The organism is Mesorhizobium sp. LMG17149 (genome assembly GCF_024518695.1).
Lineage (GTDB): Bacteria > Pseudomonadota > Alphaproteobacteria > Rhizobiales > Rhizobiaceae > Mesorhizobium.
Window position 1 is genome coordinate 71,533 of the sequence record NZ_JANIFL010000016.1, and the last position, 20,611, is coordinate 92,143.

The 20,611-nt window shown below is 63.8% G+C and carries 22 protein-coding genes; 16 read left to right on the forward strand and 6 right to left on the reverse strand.

Annotated elements, in window-relative coordinates; translation table 11 throughout:
- Positions 1 to 184 precede the first annotated feature (184 nt).
- The 6 genes from hrcA (at position 185) to NP945_RS29805 (ending at position 5,766) form a co-directional block, all read left to right on the forward strand.
- Complete coding sequence (hrcA, locus tag NP945_RS29780) at positions 185 to 1,267, forward strand: heat-inducible transcriptional repressor HrcA (protein WP_127808463.1); 1,083 nt, start codon at positions 185 to 187, stop codon at positions 1,265 to 1,267.
- A 24-nt stretch (positions 1,268 to 1,291) separates the two neighbouring features.
- Complete coding sequence (locus NP945_RS29785; protein WP_023814156.1) at positions 1,292 to 1,489, forward strand: hypothetical protein; 198 nt, start codon at positions 1,292 to 1,294, stop codon at positions 1,487 to 1,489.
- Positions 1,490 to 1,587: 98 nt separating this feature from the next.
- A complete protein-coding gene (locus NP945_RS29790) occupies positions 1,588 to 2,940 on the forward strand; it encodes a sorbosone dehydrogenase family protein (RefSeq protein ID WP_256748313.1) in 1,353 nt (450 codons plus the stop codon).
- 279 nt (positions 2,941 to 3,219) lie between these two features.
- Entirely contained in the window at positions 3,220 to 3,837 is a 618-nt protein-coding gene (locus tag NP945_RS29795; RefSeq protein ID WP_127808466.1) for a LysE family translocator, read from the forward strand.
- Between the two features lie 192 nt (positions 3,838 to 4,029).
- A complete protein-coding gene (gene cysK, locus NP945_RS29800; protein ID WP_256748314.1) occupies positions 4,030 to 5,010 on the forward strand; it encodes a cysteine synthase A in 981 nt (326 codons plus the stop codon).
- A gap of 129 nt (positions 5,011 to 5,139) precedes the next feature.
- Entirely contained in the window at positions 5,140 to 5,766 is a 627-nt protein-coding gene (locus NP945_RS29805) for a glutathione S-transferase family protein (RefSeq protein ID WP_256748315.1), read from the forward strand.
- Positions 5,767 to 5,769: 3 nt separating this feature from the next.
- Here NP945_RS29805 and NP945_RS29810 read toward each other — a convergent pair whose 3' ends face one another.
- Entirely contained in the window at positions 5,770 to 7,014 is a 1,245-nt protein-coding gene (locus NP945_RS29810; protein WP_256748347.1) for an RNA polymerase sigma factor, read from the reverse strand.
- Positions 7,014 to 7,367 (reverse strand): YciI family protein, encoded by a 354-nt coding sequence (locus NP945_RS29815; RefSeq protein WP_256748316.1) that lies wholly within the window; start codon positions 7,365 to 7,367, stop codon positions 7,014 to 7,016. The genes NP945_RS29810 and NP945_RS29815 overlap by 1 nt, the downstream gene beginning before the upstream one ends.
- A gap of 257 nt (positions 7,368 to 7,624) precedes the next feature.
- Here NP945_RS29815 and NP945_RS29820 point away from each other — a divergent pair, with 257 nt between their 5' ends.
- The 3 genes from NP945_RS29820 to NP945_RS29830 all read left to right on the forward strand — a co-directional run bounded on the left by NP945_RS29820 (position 7,625) and on the right by NP945_RS29830 (position 11,318).
- Positions 7,625 to 8,584 (forward strand): TAXI family TRAP transporter solute-binding subunit, encoded by a 960-nt coding sequence (locus NP945_RS29820; protein WP_256748317.1) that lies wholly within the window; start codon positions 7,625 to 7,627, stop codon positions 8,582 to 8,584.
- Positions 8,585 to 8,817: 233 nt separating this feature from the next.
- Positions 8,818 to 10,938 (forward strand): TRAP transporter permease, encoded by a 2,121-nt coding sequence (locus tag NP945_RS29825; protein ID WP_256748318.1) that lies wholly within the window; start codon positions 8,818 to 8,820, stop codon positions 10,936 to 10,938.
- Positions 10,935 to 11,318 carry a DUF1850 domain-containing protein gene (locus tag NP945_RS29830; RefSeq protein ID WP_256748319.1) on the forward strand — a complete coding sequence of 128 codons (384 nt, stop codon included), beginning with the start codon at positions 10,935 to 10,937 and terminating at the stop codon, positions 11,316 to 11,318. The genes NP945_RS29825 and NP945_RS29830 overlap by 4 nt, the downstream gene beginning before the upstream one ends.
- 47 nt (positions 11,319 to 11,365) lie before the next feature.
- Here NP945_RS29830 and NP945_RS29835 read toward each other — a convergent pair whose 3' ends face one another.
- A complete protein-coding gene (locus NP945_RS29835; protein WP_372337998.1) occupies positions 11,366 to 11,827 on the reverse strand; it encodes a thiol-disulfide oxidoreductase DCC family protein in 462 nt (153 codons plus the stop codon).
- Positions 11,828 to 12,006: 179 nt separating this feature from the next.
- The gene (locus NP945_RS29840) at positions 12,007 to 12,147 is read right to left on the reverse strand and encodes a hypothetical protein (RefSeq protein ID WP_013528645.1); all 141 of its coding nucleotides are present in this window, start codon (positions 12,145 to 12,147) and stop codon (positions 12,007 to 12,009) included.
- 377 nt (positions 12,148 to 12,524) lie between these two features.
- On the opposite strand from NP945_RS29840, the gene NP945_RS29845 reads away from it, so the two are divergent.
- Positions 12,525 to 13,394 carry a Ku protein gene (locus NP945_RS29845; protein WP_256748321.1) on the forward strand — a complete coding sequence of 290 codons (870 nt, stop codon included), beginning with the start codon at positions 12,525 to 12,527 and terminating at the stop codon, positions 13,392 to 13,394.
- Positions 13,395 to 13,406: 12 nt separating this feature from the next.
- Positions 13,407 to 15,920, forward strand: coding sequence for a DNA ligase D (gene ligD / locus NP945_RS29850; RefSeq protein ID WP_256748322.1), 2,514 nt, complete (start codon positions 13,407 to 13,409; stop codon positions 15,918 to 15,920).
- Positions 15,921 to 15,932: 12 nt separating this feature from the next.
- Here ligD and NP945_RS29855 read toward each other — a convergent pair whose 3' ends face one another.
- On the reverse strand, positions 15,933 to 16,607 hold the full coding sequence (locus tag NP945_RS29855) for a helix-turn-helix transcriptional regulator (protein WP_256748323.1): 675 nt from the start codon (positions 16,605 to 16,607) through the stop codon (positions 15,933 to 15,935).
- Between the two features lie 68 nt (positions 16,608 to 16,675).
- Between NP945_RS29855 and NP945_RS29860 the strand changes: the two genes are divergently transcribed.
- The 3 genes from NP945_RS29860 to NP945_RS29870 all read left to right on the forward strand — a co-directional run bounded on the left by NP945_RS29860 (position 16,676) and on the right by NP945_RS29870 (position 17,628).
- The gene (locus tag NP945_RS29860; protein ID WP_127321960.1) at positions 16,676 to 16,891 is read left to right on the forward strand and encodes a DUF1127 domain-containing protein; all 216 of its coding nucleotides are present in this window, start codon (positions 16,676 to 16,678) and stop codon (positions 16,889 to 16,891) included.
- Positions 16,892 to 16,954: 63 nt separating this feature from the next.
- Positions 16,955 to 17,287, forward strand: coding sequence for an NIPSNAP family protein (locus NP945_RS29865; protein WP_256748324.1), 333 nt, complete (start codon positions 16,955 to 16,957; stop codon positions 17,285 to 17,287).
- Positions 17,284 to 17,628 (forward strand): antibiotic biosynthesis monooxygenase, encoded by a 345-nt coding sequence (locus NP945_RS29870; RefSeq protein ID WP_127268914.1) that lies wholly within the window; start codon positions 17,284 to 17,286, stop codon positions 17,626 to 17,628. Before NP945_RS29865 ends, NP945_RS29870 begins: the two co-directional genes overlap by 4 nt.
- Before the next feature lie 164 nt (positions 17,629 to 17,792).
- Here NP945_RS29870 and mbfA read toward each other — a convergent pair whose 3' ends face one another.
- On the reverse strand, positions 17,793 to 18,776 hold the full coding sequence (gene mbfA, locus NP945_RS29875; protein WP_127269751.1) for an iron exporter MbfA: 984 nt from the start codon (positions 18,774 to 18,776) through the stop codon (positions 17,793 to 17,795).
- Positions 18,777 to 18,952: 176 nt separating this feature from the next.
- On the opposite strand from mbfA, the gene NP945_RS29880 reads away from it, so the two are divergent.
- Positions 18,953 to 19,276 (forward strand): hypothetical protein, encoded by a 324-nt coding sequence (locus NP945_RS29880; protein ID WP_023813492.1) that lies wholly within the window; start codon positions 18,953 to 18,955, stop codon positions 19,274 to 19,276.
- Positions 19,277 to 19,584: 308 nt separating this feature from the next.
- The gene (locus NP945_RS29885) at positions 19,585 to 20,562 is read left to right on the forward strand and encodes a threonine/serine dehydratase (RefSeq protein WP_256748325.1); all 978 of its coding nucleotides are present in this window, start codon (positions 19,585 to 19,587) and stop codon (positions 20,560 to 20,562) included.
- Positions 20,563 to 20,611: the final 49 nt, after the last annotated feature.

Genomic DNA, 20,611 nt, shown 5'->3' on the forward strand with positions numbered 1-20,611 from the left:
TGTCATTTTTCGGAATCTTGGCCGGCTTGTAACCGCATGGGCCCCATGGCGCAAAGGAAAATGGCCTGACGATCTGACTCAGACACCGGGTGACCTCATAAAGACACCGGGTGATCTCACACAGACACCGGGTTGCGCGGGTGCAGTGTAAGTCTATATCCTTGGGCCGGAGGTTTTTGGCCGTATGACCAAGGCAGTCGATCCCGCTTCGCAGTCGCCCGCGCTCCAGTCGCTCGACATGCGTTCGCGCGACATCTTTCGGCGCATCGTCGATTCCTATCTCAAGGACGGCGAACCCGTGGGCTCGCGCAGCCTGTCGCGCATCCTGCCGTCTTCGCTGTCGCCGGCGACCATCCGCAACGTGATGAGCGATCTCGAGCATCTCGGCCTTATCTACGCACCGCACATTTCGGCCGGCCGGCTGCCGACCCAGGCCGGCCTGCGTTTCTTCGTCGATGCCTTCATGGAGCTTGGCGACCTTTCCGACGAGGAGCGCCGTGCCATCGAGGCACAGGTTCGGGCGTCCGGCTCGGGCGCGACGCTGGAACACATGCTGACCGAGGCCAGCCAGATGCTGTCGGGCATGTCGCGCGGCGCCGGCCTGGTGCTGGCCGCCAAGAACGAAGTGGCGCTGAAGCACATCGAATTCATCCAGCTCGAACCGACCAAGGCGCTGGCAGTGCTGGTGTCGCAGAATGGCGACGTCGAGAACCGCGTCGTCGAGCTGCCCGCCGGCATCACCGTCTCGCAACTGCACGAGGCCTCGAATTTCCTCAACGCCCATATTCGCGGCCGCACGCTGGCCGAGGCGCGGATCGAGATCGCCCGCATCAAGGAAGAAACCAGGGCCGCGCTCGACACGCTGTCGCAGGATCTGGTCGAGAAGGGGCTGGCGGTATGGGCCGGCGCCGACAGCGGCCTGCCGGCACGGCTCATCGTGCGCGGGCGCGCCAATCTGCTCGAAAACGTCACCGCCCAGGCCGACATCGAACTGCTGCGGCATCTGTTCGAGGACATGGAGACGCAGGACGGGCTTATCCAGCTGCTTGACCTCGCCGAGCAGGGCTCGGGCGTGCGCATCTTCATCGGCTCGGAAAACAAGCTGTTTTCGCTGTCGGGCTCGTCGCTGGTGGTGGCGCCTTATCGCGACAAGGATGCCCGCGTCGTCGGCGCGCTCGGCGTCATCGGCCCGACCCGGCTGAACTACGCGCGCATCGTCCCAATGGTCGACTATACGGCGCAGCTGATTTCACGCATGCTGCGCTGAGCTGATCCAACCGAGGAGACGATGATGGCGCTCGAAGAATTCAAGGCCCGGATCAGCCTCCTGCTGGAGGAGATGGTCAACCAGCCGGAAGACCAGCACGAGATCCAGGAGCAGTTGCGCGAAAAACTGCAGGAAATGCGCGCCATGGGCCTGCCGCTGCCGGCCGATCTCGTCGAGTTGGAAAAACGCCTCGACGACGATTTTTACGCCGCCGGGACCTGAACCGGGGAACCGGAAGCTTCCTCCACCTCATCATGTGCCGTGGAACGATCGACGAAACCGGTCGTTCCTGTTTTCACGCCCAAACATTGGAGGACCGAATGATGCGTTTTGCCGGCCCCGCACTTTCCGCCGCACTGTTTCTCTCGACCGCTTCATTCGCCCAGCAGGCGGACGAGCCGGTGCTGAAAGGCGCGGACGCCTTCGGTGACTGGCGAGCCGACAAGCCGGGCACACGCCGCCTGATCGAACCGGATGATCTGCCTAAGCCCTATGCCAACAGATCGACCTCTAACAGCGCCGGCGTTGCGGACATGCCGGCAGACGCGAAGCTGCAACTGCCGCCGGGATTCTCGGCCGAGCTGGTTGCATCCGGCATCGACAATCCACGCGTCGTGCGCGTCGCGCCGAACGGCGACCTGTTCGTCGCCGACAGCAAAGCCAACCAGGTCCGCATCTATCGCCTCGCCGAAGGCGGTGCGAGCCCTGTGCAGGACGGCATCTTTGCCGGCAGTCTCAAACGGCCCTATGGCATTGCCTTCTATCCGCCGGGCGCTGACCCGCAATGGGTCTATGTCGCCAATAGCGACAGCATCGTGCGCTTTGCCTACCGCAATGGCGACCTGAAGGCCTCCGGCGATCCGGAAACCATCGTCGGCAACATCCCGGCCAATCATCACTGGACCCGCGACATCGCCTTCTCGCCTGATGGCAAGACGCTTTATCTGTCGGTCGGCTCGGGATCGAATGTCGCCGAGCGCATGGGCAAGGAACCGAAGGGCGGCCTCGATGCCTGGGCGAAGTCGCAGCCGCTCGGCGCCACATGGGGATCCGAGGACGGCCGCGCCGGCGTCCTGGCCTTCGATCCCGATGGCCAGAACGGCCGCCTCCTTGCCACCGGCCTGCGCAACTGCTCGGGCATGACCGTGCAGCCGGCGACCGGCGCGCTGTGGTGCGTCGTCAACGAACGCGATGCGCTTGGCGACGATGTGCCGCCCGAATACGCGACCGTGGTCAAGGAGGGCGCCTTCTATGGCTGGCCCTGGTACTATATCGGCGACAATGAGGATCCGCGCCACAAGGGTGAGCGCCCCGATCTTGCCGGCAAAACGACCGTTCCCGATGTGCTGATGCAGGCGCATTCGGCTCCGCTCAACATCGCCTTCTACGAAGGGAAGGGCTTTCCGGCCGAATACAAGGGCGATGCTTTCGTCGCGCTGCACGGTTCATGGAATCGCGGCAACCGGACCGGCTACAAGGTGGTGCGATTGCTATTCAAGGACGGCAAGCCAACCGGCGAATATGAGGATTTCATCACCGGCTTCGTCGTCTCCAATGGCGAGGTCTGGGGGCGTCCGGCCGGCGTAGCAGTGGCGAACGATGGCGCGCTGATCGTGACCGAGGACGGCAACGGCACCATCTGGCGTGTCACCCATGGCGACGGTCGTTCCTGAGCAATCTTACTGAGACGGAGCAGGCCCCCTCACCCGGATTGCCAACCGAATTGCGAAGAGCAATTCGGGACAATCCGACCTCTCCCCGGCGGGTAGAGGAGGTAGGCGGGCCCGTGCTCGTCTCTTCTCCCCAGCGGGGAGAAGGTGGCCGCGAAGCGGCCGGATGAGGGGGCTTCGTGAGGCGAGGCCCCCGATATCTGGTGCAATAGAATCCGACCCCAGGGAATTCAATCTTAGCCGGTCCCATGCGACAAGGCATTCTGATCTGAGACGAATGCCATGACCCTTACCGGATTCCTCGCCTACAGCGCCGCCCTCGGCATCGCAGCCGCGATCCCTGGTCCCGGCATCACCGCGCTGGTCGCGCGTGCGCTCGGCTCCGGCTTCCGCTCGTCGCTGGCGATGTCGTTTGGCCTGATGGTGGGCGACATCACCTATCTGACCGCCGTGGTGCTCGGCCTCGCCTTCGTCGCACAGAGTTTCGGCATGGTTTTCCTCGCCATCAAATGGCTCGGCGTCGCCTATCTCGCCTTCCTCGGCTGGCGCTTCTGGAACAGCGGCATCACGTCCGAGACCGTCGAAGCCCAAACGGGCAGGGCGGGATTGCTGTCGAGCTTTGCCGCCGGCCTGACTGTCACGCTCGGCAATCCGAAGACGATGATCTTCTATCTCGCCATCACGCCGACCATCGTCGACCTGAAAACCATCACGCTGGCAGACTATGGTATCCTCGTCGCGCTGACCGTTGTCGTGCTGTTGGTGGTGCTGGTGCCGTATCTTGCGCTGGCTGCCAAGGCGCGCTGGTTCCTGAAATCTCCGCGCGCGCTCAAGGCGCTGAACCGCACGGCTGCCGGCTTCATGGTCGGTGCCGCTGCAGCGATTGCCGCCCGCCAATAGCGAGCTTTCGGCCAAAGCATTTCGCAAACAGGCCTTTGCGGGAAATGCTTTTCCGAGACGGCACTGTTTTAGACACAGGCCCCACTCGGATATTTTCGGCCGACAGCTTATGTTGCGCGGTCGAAGGTCCTATCCTGCCGGCTGCATTTGCCTGAAATTCTCCACTTGCCTGAAATTCTGGGAGCGAAACCAATGAACAAGCCCGCCACATCAGCCCGCGTGCCCGGCCGCGGCCGCGTCTATGATTCCATCACCGACACGATCGGCGACACGCCGCTGGTGCGGCTCGACAAATTCGCCCGGGAAAAGGGCATCGTCGCCAATCTCATCGCCAAGCTCGAATTCTTCAATCCGATCGCCTCGGTCAAGGACCGCATCGGCGTGGCGATGATCGAGGCGCTGGAAGCGTCAGGCAAGATTTCTCCCGGCAAGACCACGCTGATCGAACCGACGTCGGGCAACACCGGCATTGCGCTTGCCTTCGCCGCTGCCGCCAAGGGCTACAAGCTGATCCTGACGATGCCCGAAACGATGTCGATCGAGCGCCGGAAAATGCTGGCGCTGCTCGGCGCCGAGCTGGTGCTGACAGAGGGCCCGAAAGGCATGAAGGGCGCCATCGCCAAGGCCGACGAACTGGCAGCGACGATCCCCAATGCGATCATACCGCAGCAGTTCGAGAACCCGGCCAATCCGGAAATCCACCGCACGACGACGGCCGAGGAAATCTGGAACGATACGCATGGTGAGGTTGATATCTTCGTCGCCGGCATCGGCACCGGCGGCACCATCACCGGCGTCGGCCAGGTGCTGAAGAAGCGCAAGCCCTCGGTGCATGTCGTCGCCGTCGAGCCGGACTCCTCGCCGGTTCTGTCGGGCGGCCAGCCCGGCCCGCACAAGATCCAGGGCATCGGCGCCGGCTTTGCGCCCAAAATCCTCGACACGACGATCTATGACGAGATCGTCAAGGTGTCGAACGAGGATTCCGTGGCCAATGCCCGCCTCGTCGCCCGCCTCGAAGGCGTGCCGGTCGGTATCTCTTCGGGCGCCGCCCTGCAGGCGGCCATCGTCGTCGGCTCGCGGCCGGAGAACAAGGGCAAGAACCTGGTGGTGATCATCCCGTCCTTCGCTGAGCGCTATCTGTCGACCATCCTGTTCGAGGGGCTGGGATCGTAATCCGACGCCTCTTCGTGGCCAAGCTGGCCCGTTGAAAAAACGCCCGTGGCCGCCATCGGCGGCTTGAGCGCGACACCGCTTCCGGTTCATATCGCCCCCGGCCTGCTTTGCGCGGCCGGGGGAGAATTTATGTACAAGCTTTATACCCGTCCGGGCAGCGGCGGCTTCGTCGTCGAGGCGGCGCTGGTGCTGGCGAATGCACCGTTCGAGCAAATCGACGTGCCGAAGACCGACCGGCCCGATCCGGCCTTCCTCGACATCAGCCCGTTGAACCAGGTGCCGGTGCTGACCTTGCCGGACGGTAGCTCGATGACCGAATCGGCGGCGATCTGCATCCTGCTTGCCGAGCGTCATCCCGACGCCAATTTGGCGCCGGCAGCAGACGCGCCTGCCCGCGCCGATTTCCTGCGCTGGATGGCATTCATGTCGTCGGTGCTCTATCCGGCGGTGCTGCGTTTCTACTACGCATACCGCTACACTGCCGATCCCGAAGGCACCAAGGCAGTCAAGCAGGCGGCCGTGGCCGAGATGGACCGTGGCTTTGCCGTTCTCGATGCCGCGCTCGAAGGCCGTGACTGGCTGGTCGGCGACCGGATGTCGCTGGCCGACATCTATCTGGTCATGCTGGTGGCCTGGCATCCCGACATCGACAGCGCGCGGACGGCATGGCCGAACATTGAACGTCTGTGGTCGAGGCTGCGCGACCATCCGCTGATGAAGACGCTCAACACCTCGCACGAGATGTGGCCGGGCTGAAGCTCAATTTCTGAGCACCGCTCTTTTTCCTTGCAGGAACCGGCGCACCGCCGGGTCGCGCTCGAGGCCGATCGCCCGGTCATAGGCTTCGCAGGCTTGCGGTACCTGACCAAGCCTGGCCAGCAGACCGGCGCGTGCGGCCCAATAGGGCTGATAGTCATCAAGCCGCTTGTCGTCGCCCAGCACGTAAAGGGCCGCCAATCCCGCCACCGCGCCCTCGGCTTCGGCGATCGCCACCGCGCGGTTGATCGCCACCACCGGCGATCCTGCGATCGAAAGCAGCGCGTCGTAGAGTTCCTGGATCGCCGCCCAATCGGTGCGGCCGGTGAGCCTTCGTGCCGCATGCGCGGACTGCACGGCCGCCTCAAGCTGGTAGCGGCCGATGACGCCCTTGGCCGCGGCGTGGGAAAGCAGCGCTTCCGCCTCGTCGATGAGGGCACGGTCCCATAGAAGGCAATCCTGCTCCGCCAACGGCACGAAGTCGCCTTCGGCGCTGCGCCGTGCGGCGCGGCGGGACTCGGCAAACAGCATCAGCGACAACAGGCCCAGTGCCTCCGGTTCCTCCGGCATCAGCGAGGCCACCAGCCGGCCGAGCCAGATGCCTTCGGTCGCCAGGTTGCGGCGCCGCGTTTCGGTGCCGGCCGGATCGGACCAGCCTTCGGCGAACGCGGCATAGATCGCCTCCAGCACCGCGTCCAGCCTTTCGCCGAGTTCGGCCCGCTCCGGCACGCGGAACGGAATGCCGGTTTCACGGATGCGGGTCTTGGCGCGCACCAGGCGCTGGCCCATCGTTGCGGGCGAGACCAGGAAGGCGGAGGCGATCGTCGCGGCGTCGAACCCCAGCACCGTCTGCAGGATGAGCGGCGAACGCACGCTCGATTCGATCGCCGGATGGGCGCAAGCGAACATCAGCCGCAGCCGATCGTCGGGCAGGTCTTCCTCGGTCATGCGCGCCTCCGCCTCCTCGGCAATCAGCTTGAGATGCTCGCGGCCGGCCTCGCTGGTCAGCCGCCGCCGCACCGCATCGACGCGGCGCCGCCTTGCCACCGCCAGCAGCCAGGTTTCCGGCTTTTCGGGCACGCCGGTTCGCGGCCAGCGCTCGAGGGCGGCGGCGAAGGCATCGGCCAGCGCGTCCTCGGCGCCGGCCACGTCGCGCGTGCGCGCCGCGAGCCAGGCGACAAGCTTGCCGTAGCTTTGCCGGGCGGCGGTTTCCGCCGCCGCCCGCGCGATCTCCGGGCCAGTCTCCATCACATGGTCTGTTCCCAGATCGGCCGCAGCTCGACAGTGCCGGCGCTGGCGGCGGGACAGCGCGACGCCCAGGCGATCGCGGCATCGGCGTCCTCAGCCTCGATCATGTAGAAACCGGCGAGCTGCTCCTTGGTGTCGGCATAGGGGCCGTCGAGGACGTTGGTCTTGCCATTGGCCATCCGCACCGAAGTGGCGGCCTGGGTCGGCTTCAGCCGGTCGCCGGCCAGCCAGGCGCCGGATTTCTTCAACGCATCGGTATAGGCGCCGTAGGCCGCGCTGATCTCGTAGGTCTTATCGGTCGGCGCGGCCGCCATCGCGGCTTCGTTGACGTAGATCAAAAGCATATATCGCATGGTCTTCTCCCGTTTTCTCGAAGGCCGCTTCGTTTGCGAGCCGGACGTATGTCGCGCGGCCCTGGCCGATTTCGACAGGCGCTGGAAAAATCTTTCGGCTCCGAAGACTTTTCACGCAAGCGGTCATGTGCGCATGCCGCACTCAACCATTCGTCTAACGCATGGGATTGCGGGTTGGCATTTCCATCTCGCTGTCTAAACTCGCCCTTGTTCGCGTCAGGGAGGTGATGCGGCCGCTATTCCAGGGAGGAAATCAGATGTTCCATTTCAGAACGAAATTTGTTGCGGCCGGCGCCGTGGCGCTGTCGCTTGGCCTAAGCGCTGTTTCAGCCAAGGCGCAGGAATTCATCAATGTGCTGACCGGCGGCACATCCGGCGTCTATTATCCGCTCGGCGTGGCGTTGTCGGAAATCTACGGCAAGGGCATCGAAGGCGCGCGCACCCAGGTGCAGGCGACCAAGGCGTCGGTCGAAAACCTAAATCTACTGCAGCAGGGCAAGGGCGAGATCGCCTTTGCGCTCGGCGATTCCGTCAAGATGGCCGCCGAAGGCAATGCCGAGGCCGGTTTCCCAGGCAAGCTCGACAAATTGCGCGGCATCGCCGCCATCTATCCCAATTACATCCAGATCGTCGCCAGCCAGGAGTCCGGCATCAAGACGCTGGCCGACCTCAAGGGCAAGAGCCTGTCGGTCGGCGCACCGGCGTCGGGCACCGAACTCAACGCACGCGCCATCTTCGCCGCCGCCGGACTGAAATACGAAGATCTCGGCCGGGTCGAGTACCTGCCCTTCGCCGAATCGGTCGAGCTGATCAAAAACCGGCAGCTCGACGCCACGCTGCAATCGGCCGGGCTCGGCGTCGCCTCGATCCGCGACCTCGCCACCTCCGTGCCGATCAATGTCGTGGCGGTGCCGGCCGAGGATGTTGCGAAGATCGGCTCGCCCTATCTTTCGGTGGTCATTCCCAAGGGTACCTATGAGGGCCAGAGCGAGGATGTCGCCACCGCCGCCGTCGGCAATTTCCTCATCACCCGCGCCGATGTCTCCGACGAGACCGCCTATCAGATGACCAAGCTGATATTCGACCATCTCGACCAGCTTGCCGCGGCCCATGCCGCCGCCAAAGCGATCGACCAGGCCAAGGCGCTCGACGGCATGCCAGTGCCGCTGCACCCCGGTGCGGAACGGTATTACAAGGAGAAGGGGTTGTTGAAGTAGCGGAGCATGGCTCGGCAACTAGACATGTCTTCGACAAGCGCCCCCCTCTGCCCTGCCGGGCATCTCCCCCTCAAGGGGGGAGATTGGCCGACACCACTCCTTTCGCCAATCGCCAACGTTGCAAGACGAGCGCCGGCATTGATGCTGCTGATCTCCCCCCTCGAGGGGGAGATGTCCGGCAGGACAGAGGGGGGCGCCTCGCACTACACTTCGTTCCTTCTGGAGACCGTTGGATGAGCGAAGCATCGTCTGGAACGTCAACCGACGGCAAATCCGCCACCTTCCATCTGCCTGCCGTCGAAGAACATGTCGAAGGCCTGCCGCCGGGCTTCGGCGACGGCATCGCCGGCAAGGCCGCCTTTCTCATCGCCGTCGCCTTTTCCGTGTTCCAGATCTATGTCGCCGCCTATGGCAGCATTCCGAGCCAGGTGGTGCGGGCGATGCATGTCGGCTTCCTGCTGCTGCTCGGCTTCGGCCTGATCGCCAATCTGCGCGCCAAGAGCATGCCGGCCAAAGCAGCGTTCTGGGCGCTCGGGGCGCTCGGCTTCGGCACCGGCCTGTACAATTGGGTGTTCTACACCGATCTCATTCGCCGCTCCGGCTTCCTGACCACGCCGGATCTCATCGTCGGCGCGGTGCTGGTGGTGCTGGTCTTCGAGGCGGCGCGGCGGCTGATGGGCCTGCCGCTGGCGATCATCGCCCTCATCTTTCTCGCCTACTGCTTTTTCGGCAACCATCTGCCGCCGCCGCTCGTCCATCGCGGCTATGATTTCGCCCAGCTGGTGGACACCTTCGCCTACGGCACCGAAGGCATATACGGCACGCCGATCTATGTCTCGGCCGCCTACATCTTCATCTTCGTCGTCTTTGCCGCCTTCCTCGAACGCGCCGGCATGATCGCGCTGTTCAACGATTTCGCGCTCGGCCTTGTCGGCACGTGGCGCGGCGGCCCGGCGCAGGTCTGCGTGCTGTCGTCGGCGCTGATGGGCACGATTTCCGGCTCGGGCGTCGCCAATGTCGTGGCCAGCGGCCAGTTCACCATCCCGCTGATGAAGCGCTTCGGCTTCCGCCCGGCCTTTGCCGGCGCCGTCGAGGCGACCTCCTCGATGGGTGGCCAGATCATGCCGCCGGTGATGGGCGCGGTCGCCTTCATCATGGCCGAGACGCTGAACGTGCCTTATGCCGAGGTGGTCAAGGCGGCGATCATCCCGGCGCTGCTCTATTTCGGCGCCTGCTTCTGGCAAGTGCATCTGGAAGCCGGCAAGGCCGGTCTGCACGGCATGGCCAAGGCGGATCTGCCCAATCCGTGGGACGCGGTGCGGCAACACTGGCCGCTGGTGCTGCCGCTGGCAGCGCTGATCTATCTGCTGTTTGCCGGCTACACGCCGATCTTCGCCGGCACGATGGGCCTGGCGCTGACCATCGTGCTCATCCTCGGCACGCCGCTGGCAGCAGCGATCGGACCGCTCGCTTTCCGCATCGTCTTCTGGATCGCGCTCGGGCTTGCCGCCGCCTCGTTCATGAAGTTCGGCGTCAACCTTCTCGGCGCCGTCATCGCCGCGCTGGTCGTCGCCTGCTTCACCTTCAGGGGCGGCCGCGAGACGCTGCAAATCTGCGTCGACTCGCTTGCCGAAGGGGCCAAGAACGCGCTGCCGGTCGGCATTGCCTGCGCCATCGTCGGCATCGTCATCGGCACGCTGACGCTGACCGGCATCGCTTCGACCTTCATCGGCTGGATCATCTCGATCGGCGAGAACAATCTGTTCCTGTCGCTGTTGCTGACCATGCTCACCTGCCTGGTGCTGGGCATGGGCATCCCGACCATTCCCAACTACATCATCACCTCGTCGCTGGCCGGGCCGGCGCTGCTGGAACTCGGCGTGCCGCTGCTGGTCAGCCACATGTTCGTCTTCTATTTCGGCATCATGGCCGATCTGACGCCGCCAGTGGCGCTGGCCGCCTTTGCCGCGGCACCCATGGCTAGGGAAAGTGGCCTAAAGATCGGCATCCAGGCGACTAAACTCGCCATTGCCGGCTTCGTGGTGCCGTTCATGGCGGTCTACACGCCGGCTCTGATGCTGCAGGACGCCGGGCCGATCGCCGCCCAGTTCGGCTATCCCGTCGAGGTCGCCTACATCGTCGCCAAGGCATGCATGGGCATCGTGCTGTGGGGTGCCGCCGCCGTCGGCTTTCTCGCCCGCCGCATGGCGGGGTGGGAACGCCTGCTTGCCTTCGCTGCCGGCGTGCTTCTGGTCGCCGCGGTACCGCTGACGGACGAGGCCGGCTGGGCGCTGGCGCTGGCCTGGATCGGCTGGCACTGCTTTCGTGCGCGGCAGGCTTCAGTCAAAACATGAGCCTTTGCATCCTGGCCGCCGGCAAGATGGTGACGTTCTCCGTCGCCGCCTTTACGCTGTCCTGGATGCATTCGGTGGAACGGACGCGCTGGGAGGAAGACTGGAAGGTCACGCCTATCGGCCTGCAGCTGGTCGAGGCGCGGGTCAAGGGCTCGGGCGCCGGCATGGAGCCATCGGAAGGCGCGGTGCTGAAGAATGGCTGGTGGGCCTACACGCCCACGGTCGGCCCACAGCGGCGCGTCATACTCGCCGCCTCTGGCGCAACCGGCGACGGCTGGACGCTGTGCTCGGTTCAAGGCTGTAGGGAACTGGGCAAGGCGGCCGGCGATACAATCGCGCTGGAGCCGTGCGGATCGGACGGCACGAGCCAGCCGCGGTAGCATAATCAAGCCGGTGAGCGGCGGCTCATTCTCCAGCAGCCACACCCTCAGCCAAGGAACCGCTCGCGCAGCTCCGGAGAAGGAACCTCGCAGCTGTCCTTCCTGCCGAACAGCGCGTAGCGATTCCTGGCAACGCGCTCATAGAGCCAGTCGCGCAGCGGGCGCGGCAGCAGCAGCAGCGTTTTTGCCGCCCGCCAGGGCCAGCCGAGTTCCGCCATGACAGCGACGAAGCTGTCGAGCCGCGTGAAGGCGACGCCGTCGATCAGGACGAGGTTGGTTTCGTAAGAGTCCGTGCGCAGTCCATGCTTCCGAAACAGCGTTTCACCGAAGGGCGACTGCGCGGTGGCGAAGCGGAAACGGCCTTGGCGATCGAGTCTGACCACCATGCGCACGAAGCCTGAGCAGAGCACGCAGACGCCATCGAAAACGATCAATGGATGGCGTGCGTCGAGAGTTGTTGCGGAGGGACGATTTGACTGGGGTCGACTTGGTTGGGAATGGTCGGTCACGCTGGCCTCGGCTGCTCGTGTCCTATGACACTAAGCCGGCCAGCGTCGGTATCAAAGCCCTGGCGTTATCGCGCGGCGCCTGTCGGCGAGAGCGGGACGCTCGGCGCGATAGGTGGTGGCGCGGGTAGAGGCGGCCGGCCTGCAGATCCTGCTGTTGTGGCGATTTTCGAAAGCCATGATCAGTGCGCGCCCAGCGAGTTGCCGCGACGGGCGCAAGCAGGGCCGGGGCCGCGCATGTAATAGCGCTCGGGCCGATAGGTCGGCGCGACGAATTCGCGGATGGCGGCGGCATAGCCGATGAGGTGCGCGAGGAAGTTCATTACCCTTGTCCCTGTCCCGATTTTCGGATGTCCCTTCCGAATTGCGGTCATGATAGCGTCGAGGCGTGAATAGTCGGTGAACGTGATGTTAATATCTGGTCGAAAATGCCTTGCTTCGTGGCTGGATTGCGGCTGATTCGGGGTCTTTCCGTGCAGTTGGCCGGCATTCCGGCCAATGTGACTTTTGCATCACATATGTTTCGTTTGAATGTCGCGCGCGCGCGGTTCTGTTTCAACTTTTGTGGCGTCCGCGAAATTCAGGTGCTGACGGCCATAAGGCCTCGGGCGCGCCCTGGCGTCCAGATCGGTCCGTGAGCGCGGAACTGGAGCGCGGTCTGTCCGTTCTCACCTTCATCTGGTTGTGGAAGGGAGATATCATGGCGCCGCGTCCGGCCTGGAGAGGCTATTTAAAGCTTTCGCTGGTCACCTGTGCCGTCGAACTCACTAATGTCGTCACCCACACGGAGCGGGTCTCGTTTCGGATTCTCAACCGCAAGACCGGCAACACGGTGAAGCGGCTCTATGTCGATGCCGAAACCGGCAAGCCGCTGGAGGAGGATGACGAGATCAAGGGCTATGAACTCGACGATGGCGATTTCATCCATATCGAGGAAGACGAGATCGAGGCGGTGCAGATCGAATCCTCGCACACGATGGCGCTCGACGGTTTCGTCGACAAAGCTTCGATCCAGCAGATCTATCTCGATACGCCCTATTATGTCGCCCCGGCCGACAAGGTGTCGGAAGAAGCGTTCGCCGTCATTCGCGACGCGATGGCGGGCAAGAAGATGGCTGGGTTGGCGCGTATCGTGCTCTACCGACGCGAACGGCCGGTGGTTATCGAACCGCTCGGCAAAGGCATGGTGCTGACGACGCTGCGCTACGACAACACGGTGCGCCAGCAGGACACCGTCTTCGGCGACATCGAGTCGGTGAAGACCGATCAGGAGATGACCGACCTCGCCGAGTTGATCATCGACAAGAAGAAGACGAAGTTCGATCCCTCGAAATTCGACGACAAATACGAGGACGCGCTGCTGGAGTTGATCCGCGCCAAGAAGGCTGGCCACAAGGCGCCGAAGGCCAAGGCGGCGCCCAAGCCTTCCAATGTCGTCAATCTGTTCGACGCGCTGAAGAAGAGCCTGTCAGATTCCGGATCATCGAAAAGGTCTTCGTCGGCGAAAGCCAAGCCGGCGGCCAAACGCGCCAAGCCGAAAGCCAGCGCGCCCAAACGCAAATCGGCCTGAGGAACCCAACGGATGGCCAGCCTCGAACAATATCACTCCAAGCGCGATTTCAAGAAAACCGTCGAACCGGCCGGCAAGGTCGCCCGGACCAAGCAGGGCGGCGCGGGCGGCATCTTCGTCATCCACAAGCATGCCGCGACGCGGCTGCATTACGACCTGCGGCTCGAGCATGACGGCGTGCTGTGGAGCTGGGCGGTGACGCGCGGCCCGAGCCTCGACCCGCATGAGAAGCGACTGGCCGTGCATGTCGAGGATCATCCGATCGACTATGCGCCGTTCGAGGGCACCATTCCCAAGGGCGAATATGGCGGCGGTTCGGTCATCGTTTGGGACGAGGGCACCTGGACCCCCGAGATCGACCCGGCCAAGGCGATGAAGAAGGGCCATATCAGCTTCGAGCTCAGGGGACACAAGCTGCATGGGGCATGGCATCTGGTGCGACTGAAGCCGCGTGCGGGTGAAAAACGCGACAACTGGCTGCTGATCAAGTCGGACGATGCCGCCGCGCGTCCTGGCGAGGACATCCTCAAGGAGGCGCCGGAATCGGTGAAGTCGGGCCTGACCATCGAGGAGGTCGGCGAGGGCAAGACCGCGAAGGGTGAGAAGCCGAAAGTCTGGCATTCCAACAAGCCGGCCGCCGGCAAAGCGAAACCCGGCAAACGCCTCGACTTCATCGAGCCGCAACTGGCCACGCTGGAGCGCGATGCACCGCCGGGCAAGGACTGGCTGCATGAGGTGAAGTTCGATGGCTATCGCATGCAGGCGCAGATCGCCGGCACCGATGTGCGGCTGCTGACCCGGACCGGCCTCGACTGGACGAAGAAGTTCGGCGGCGAGATCGTCGCGGAGTTGGCCGCGCTGAAGTGCAGCGACGCCATCATCGATGGCGAGGTGGTCGTGCTGGCCGACAGCGGCGTCTCGTCTTTCGCGCTGTTGCAGCAGGATCTGTCGGCGAAGCGGACGAATCGCTTCATCTATTACGTATTCGATCTGATGCGCCTCGATGGACGGGATTTGCGGCGCGAGCCGCTGGTCGAGCGCAAGCAGGCCTTGCAGGATTTGCTCGGCAAGCAGTCCGACAATCCGGCGGTCCGCTTCAGCGACCACTTTTCCGAACCCGGCAAGATCATGCTGGAGCATGCCTGCCGGATGGGCCTGGAAGGCGTCGTCTCCAAGCGTGCCGATGCACCCTATCGCAGCGGCCGCGGCCCGACCTGGGTGAAGTCGAAATGCACGGCGCGGCAGGAATTCGTCATCGGCGGCTATCTGCCGTCGGACAAGACCGGGCGCGGCCTGCGCTCGATCCTGGTCGGCTTCCACGACGGCGGCAAGCTGCATTATGCCGGCCGCGTCGGCACTGGTTTCTCCGGCAAGGGCGCCAACGAGCTGAAGGCAAAACTCGATGCATTGACGGCAAAAACATCGCCCTTCTCCACCGCGGTGCCGAAGGGCAAAGGCCTGGTCTGGGTCAAGCCCGAACTTGTCGGCGAAGTGGAGTTTCGCAGCTGGACCTCGGACCGTATAATACGCCACGCCTCGTTCCAGGGATTGCGCGAGGACAAGCCGGCGGAGGAAGTCGTGCAGGAAAAGCCCAAAGCGTCGACACGCAAGCCATCGACAGGCAAGAGCACGGCCAAGCCGGCATCGGGTGGCAAAGCCGCCGGATCGATGACGACCACGGTAAAACTCTCGCATCCCGACAAGCTGCTGTGGCCGGACGAAAACATATCCAAGCAGGGCCTGCTCGACCATTACGCGCAGGTTTGGCCGCGCATGGAACAGTTTGTCGTCAACCGGCCGCTCAGCCTGGTGCGGGCGCCGGACGGTGTCGGTGGCCAGCGTTTCTTCCAGAAACATGCCTCGGCCGGTATGAGCGACAAGATCGCGCGCATGAAGGATCCGACTGACGGCGAGGAGATCTTGTACATCCGGGATTTCGATGGTGTCGCCGCACTGGTCCAGTATGGCGTGGTCGAGATCCACATCTGGGGGTGCACGATCGACGAGATCGAAAAGCCCGACCAGATCATCTTCGATCTCGATCCCGATGAAGGTGTCGACGTGAAAGCGGTCCGCGAGGCGGCACTCGATATCAGGGGCAAGCTCGACGAGCTGTCGCTGCCGAATTTCGTCAAGACTTCGGGCGGCAAGGGTTTTCACGTCATGGTGCCGCTGAGACCAGCGGCGGATTGGGAGGAGGTCAAAACCTTCGCCCATGATTTTGCCCGTGCGCTGGAGCAGGGTGCTCCCGACCGCTACACGGCGACGCTGTCGAAAAAAGCGCGCACGGGAAAGATCTTCGTCGACTATCTGCGCAATGGCAGGGGCTCGACGACGGTCGCGCCCTATTCGTCACGCGCCAAGAAGGGCGCCACCGTGTCGATGCCGGTGACCTGGCCAGAGATCGATGCCGGCTTGGCGCCGAACGCTTTCCCGATCGGCGACAAGACTACGCTGAAACAGCTGGCGAAAGCCGATCCGTGGTCGGATTTCTTTAAGCAGGGCAAGGCTCTGAGGCGGGGTTAACGCTTCGCCCGTTCAGGACAGAAACACCTTCTCAAACGCCTGCTTGCCCGGCGGCGAGAAGATCACCGCGCGGCTGTCGTTCTCGCGGCGCGCCCATTTCTCGGCCAGGATCTTCTCGAGGATGGCGGCGCCCAGCGTGCCGGCGAGGTGCGAACGGCGCACGCTCCAGTCGAGGCAGGCGCGGCACACCGGCCGGCGCGGCTTGGTATAAACGTCGATGCCGATCGCTGCGAAATGCGATGCCGCCGATGGCCCGAGCCTGATCTCTTGTTCGTCGCGGACCAATACGTTTTTGGCGACGAGCCGATCGAGCATCGCCACCGCCTGCTCGCCGGCGAGGTGATCGTAGCAGACGCGCGCCACCCGCATGGCACCATCGCGCGGACCGGGGCGCACACGCTTTGGACCGACGGCTTCCGCGACGCCTGTGATGGCTTCGATCATGCCCGCCACCTGCGGTCCGGCGAGGCCGTAATAGCGATGCCGGCCCTGGCTCGCCACCGTGAGCAGCCCACCTTCCATCAGTTTGCCCAGGTGCGAGCTGGCGGTCGGCAGCGAAACGCCGGCCTCGAGCGCCAGTTCGCTCGCCGTCAGCGCCGTGCCGCCCATCAGGGCATTCAGCATGTTTGCCCGTGCCGGGTCGCCGACCAGGCTGGCGATGCGGGCGATGTCGGGTCCTTCACGCATAGTTCGTTCCTCATCGAAGCGTTCTTGTCAGATAATCACTATTCTCAGGTGAGATCAAGGAGACGACGATGGCCGAACGAACCGCTTTCCCCTCAGCCCCGCTCCCCAGCCGTCAATTCTTCCCGTTCGTCAGCTGGCTGCGTTCGCGGCTGCTGGCCCGCTGGTATGACCGCCATTTGCAGCGTCTGGACCTTGCCGAGATCGATGATCATCAGCTGCGCGATCTTGGGCTAACGCGGCAAGACGTGCGCCGCGAATGCGCGAAGTCCTTCTGGCAGCCCTAGCAGACCAGACGACACAATTTTTCGATGCCGCTCGAACTATCGACGCACCCCAAGGAGACCACAATGACCATCACCTGCTTCATCCGCTACGAGATCGACCCGTTCGGCAAGGCGGCCCCCGAGGAGTATGCGCGCAATTGGGGCCAGGCCATTCCACGCTGCGGCGCCGATCTGATCGGTTACTACGCGCCGCATGAGGGCTCGGCGACGACCGCCTATGCCGCCTACAACATCGAGAGCCTGGCCGCCTACGAAGCCTATCGCGCCCGGCTTGCCGCCGATCCCACCGGCAAGGCAAACTACGAATTCGCCAAGCGCGAGAGGTTCATCCTGAAGGAGGATCGCATGTTTCTGAAACTGGCCTCAGGCCCGCACGCGAAACTGGTGCTGCCGTGATTGCCGTCATCTTCGAGGTCGAGCCGGCGGAAGGCCGGCGCGACGCCTATCTGAGCATCGCCGCGGACCTGCGTCCACTGCTCGACGGCATCGACGGCTTTCTTTCCATCGAGCGTTTCCAGAGCCTGGCCGATCCGAACCGCATCCTGTCGCTGTCATTCTGGCGCGACGAGGAAGCCGTGAAGGCCTGGCGCAACACCGAGGAACACCGCCAGGCGCAGAAGGCCGGCCGGGGCGGTATCTTTGCCGGCTACCGTCTGCGCATCGCCCATGTGATGAGGGATTATGGACTGACGGAGAGAGACGAGGCGCCTAGGGATAGCCGGGCGGTGAATGGGTGAGTGGCAAGTTTCTTCCTTCTCCCCCTGTGGGAGAAGGTGTCGCCGCAGGCGACGGATGAGGGGTGTTCCAGGGAACGCCAACGTCTCACTCCGCTGGAACACCCCTCATCCGTCTCGGCGCTGCGCGCCGATCCACCTTCCCCCACAAGGGGGAAGGGAAAAAACTATGCATTCCCGATCAGCACGCCGGCCGCGAACACCAGGGCGCCGCCCAGCACCACCTGGAAGGCGGCGCGCAGGAAAGGCGTCTGCATGTAGCGGTTCTGGACAAAGGCGATCGCCCACAATTCGAAGAAAACCACCACCGCGGCAACCCCGGTGGCCGTCCAGAAATGCGGAATGACATAGGGGAGCGCGTGTCCGAGACCACCCAGCGTCGTCATAATACCGACGGTCAGACCGCGCTTGATCGGCGAGCCGCGGCCCGACAGCTTGCCGTCGTCGGAAGCGACTTCGGTGAAGCCCATCGAAATGCCGGCGCCGATCGAGGCGGCAAGCCCGACCAGCAGCGTCTGCCAGGTGTCGTGCGTGGCAAAGGCAGCGGCAAAGATCGGCGCCAGAGTGGACACCGACCCGTCCATCAGCCCGGCCAGCCCTGGTTGCACATAGGTGAGGATGAACTGGCGCTGCTCGGCGCTGGCCTCCTCGGCCTTGACGGCGCCCGGCACATGTTTCTGTTCCAGCCGCTGCGCCAGGGTCTCATGGCCCAGTTCGGCCACCGCCAGATCGTCGAGCAGTTTTCGCGTCGAAGCATCTGCCGTGCGCTTGGCCGCCTCGACATAGAAAAGGTAGGCTTGCCGCTCCATTGCCTCGGCATGGCTGCGCACGTGCTCGATGCCGAGCGGCCGGACCAGCCAGTCGGGCTTGCGCTCGTAATAACCCTTCACATGTTCGCGCCGGATCAGCGGTATGCGCTCGCCGAACCGCTTGCGGAAAAGCTCGATCAACGCATCGCGATGGCCATCCTCTTCCTCGGCCATCTCCTCGAACACTTTTGCCGATTGCGGGAAGTTTTCCGTCAGCCCGTCGGCATAGGCCCGGTAAATGCGACCGTCATCCTCCTCGGAGGAAATGGCCAGCGCCAGGATCTCCTGTTCGGAGAGCGATTCGAAGGGGCGGCGGCCGAAGCCGAAAACACGGGAAAGCATGAGGAATTCACCCTAGTTTAGAATAGTTCTAAACTAGGGTTTTGAACACCTTCGGTCAATTGCGCGCTTGGGTCGCGGTCAAGAATTGTTGAAGCCCCACGCCCGCGGTGACTCTTCATTATCAGTGAATGTTCACCTATATTGCTGGACTCAAGCCAAGAACAAGGAACCGGCAGATGACGGCAAAACAGCCTCCGCACCCCTATGATCCCAAGCCCGTTCTCGATCTCATCGCCAGCATCGAGGCCGACCTGCAGCGCCTGAAGGGCCTGGTCGAGCAGCAGGTCGAGAAATTCGACCCCGCCAACCCGCACAACAAGGCGCCGGACGGCAAACTGACGGAGGAGGGCGTCGAGTGCTGCTACCGCATGTTCGACGAGGGCAAGTCGCGCTACTCGGTCGCCCAGCAGATGAAGATATCCTTTGCCGCCGCCAGCCACCGTTTCAACAACTGGCGCAAGCTGGGTGGGGGCAAGAGGCAGAGGACTTTGCTTGGCTAGAATTGGGTGGCCAATTTGCCGATCTCGGCGCTGCCCCTCATTGCCCTGCCGGGCATTTCTCCCCGTAAACAGGGAGAAAGAAGCTGGCGGGAAGCGCCGCACCCCCTTGCAACGCTGAAGATTGGCGAAACCAAAGGCGACAGCGTCCTTCTCCCCGTTTACGGGGAGAAGGTGGCGGCAGCCAGATGAGGGGCGGCGCAAACGCCGATCATGACTCGCTAAACTTTGTAACGGTCACATTTTTCCCATGGTGCGCCACCTCCCTTTGCGGGCATCATGAAGGGCAACATCTTCCCACAGGACCCACCATGACCACCCTTCCCGGCATCGCCGACATCCACGCCGCCGCCGCGCGTCTCTCCGGCTTGATCATCGAAACCCCCTTGATCGAATCGCAGGAGCTGAACAGACGCTTCGGGGGCCGCATCCTGTTCAAGCCGGAGACGCTGCAGCGCACCGGCTCGTTCAAGTTCCGCGGCGCCTACAACAAGCTGTCGTCGCTCAGCGAGGCGGAACGCAGCCAAGGCGTCGTCGCTTTCTCATCGGGCAATCATGCGCAGGGCGTCGCCGCTTCGGCCGCGATGTTCGGCGTCAAGGCGGTGATCGCCATGCCTTCGGACGCGCCGGCGATGAAAATCGCCAACGTGCGCAAGATGGGCGCGGAGGTGGTCCCGTTCGACCGCTTTCGCGACGACCGCATGACCGTGATCCGTCCTTACATGGAAAGAGGCATGGTGCTGGTGCCGCCTTTCGACGATCCGGCCATCATTGCCGGCCAGGGCACGATCGGTCTCGAATTGATGCGCCAGGCAAAAGCGCTTGGCGTCAACCTCGACGCGGTGATCGTCCCCTGTGGAGGCGGCGGCTTGTCGAGTGGCATCTCCGTTGCCGTCAAGGATGCCTCGCCTGACACCGCGGTCTGGGCCGTGGAGCCCGAGCATTTCGACGACACCCGCCGTTCGCTCGCCGCCGGCGCCAGGGTTTCGAACGAGCCCGGCCATAGCTCCATCTGCGACGCGCTGCTGACCGCCGAGCCTGGCGTGATCACCTTCGAGATCAACCGCAGGAACCTCACCGGTGGCATCGCCGTCTCCGACAAGGCGGCGGCGCAGGCGATGCGCGACGCCATGGCCTATCTCAAGCTGGTGGTCGAGCCCGGCGGCTGCGTGGCGCTGGCAGCACTGTCATCGGGCGAGATCGAACTGTCGGGCAAATGCGTTGCCGTGGTGCTGTCGGGCGGCAATGTCGATTTCGGGACGTATGCCGGGATCATGGCGGCTGCTTGAGACGGCGATGTCCAAGGGTATCTGATATGGAGTATCTGGCGACAGGCTC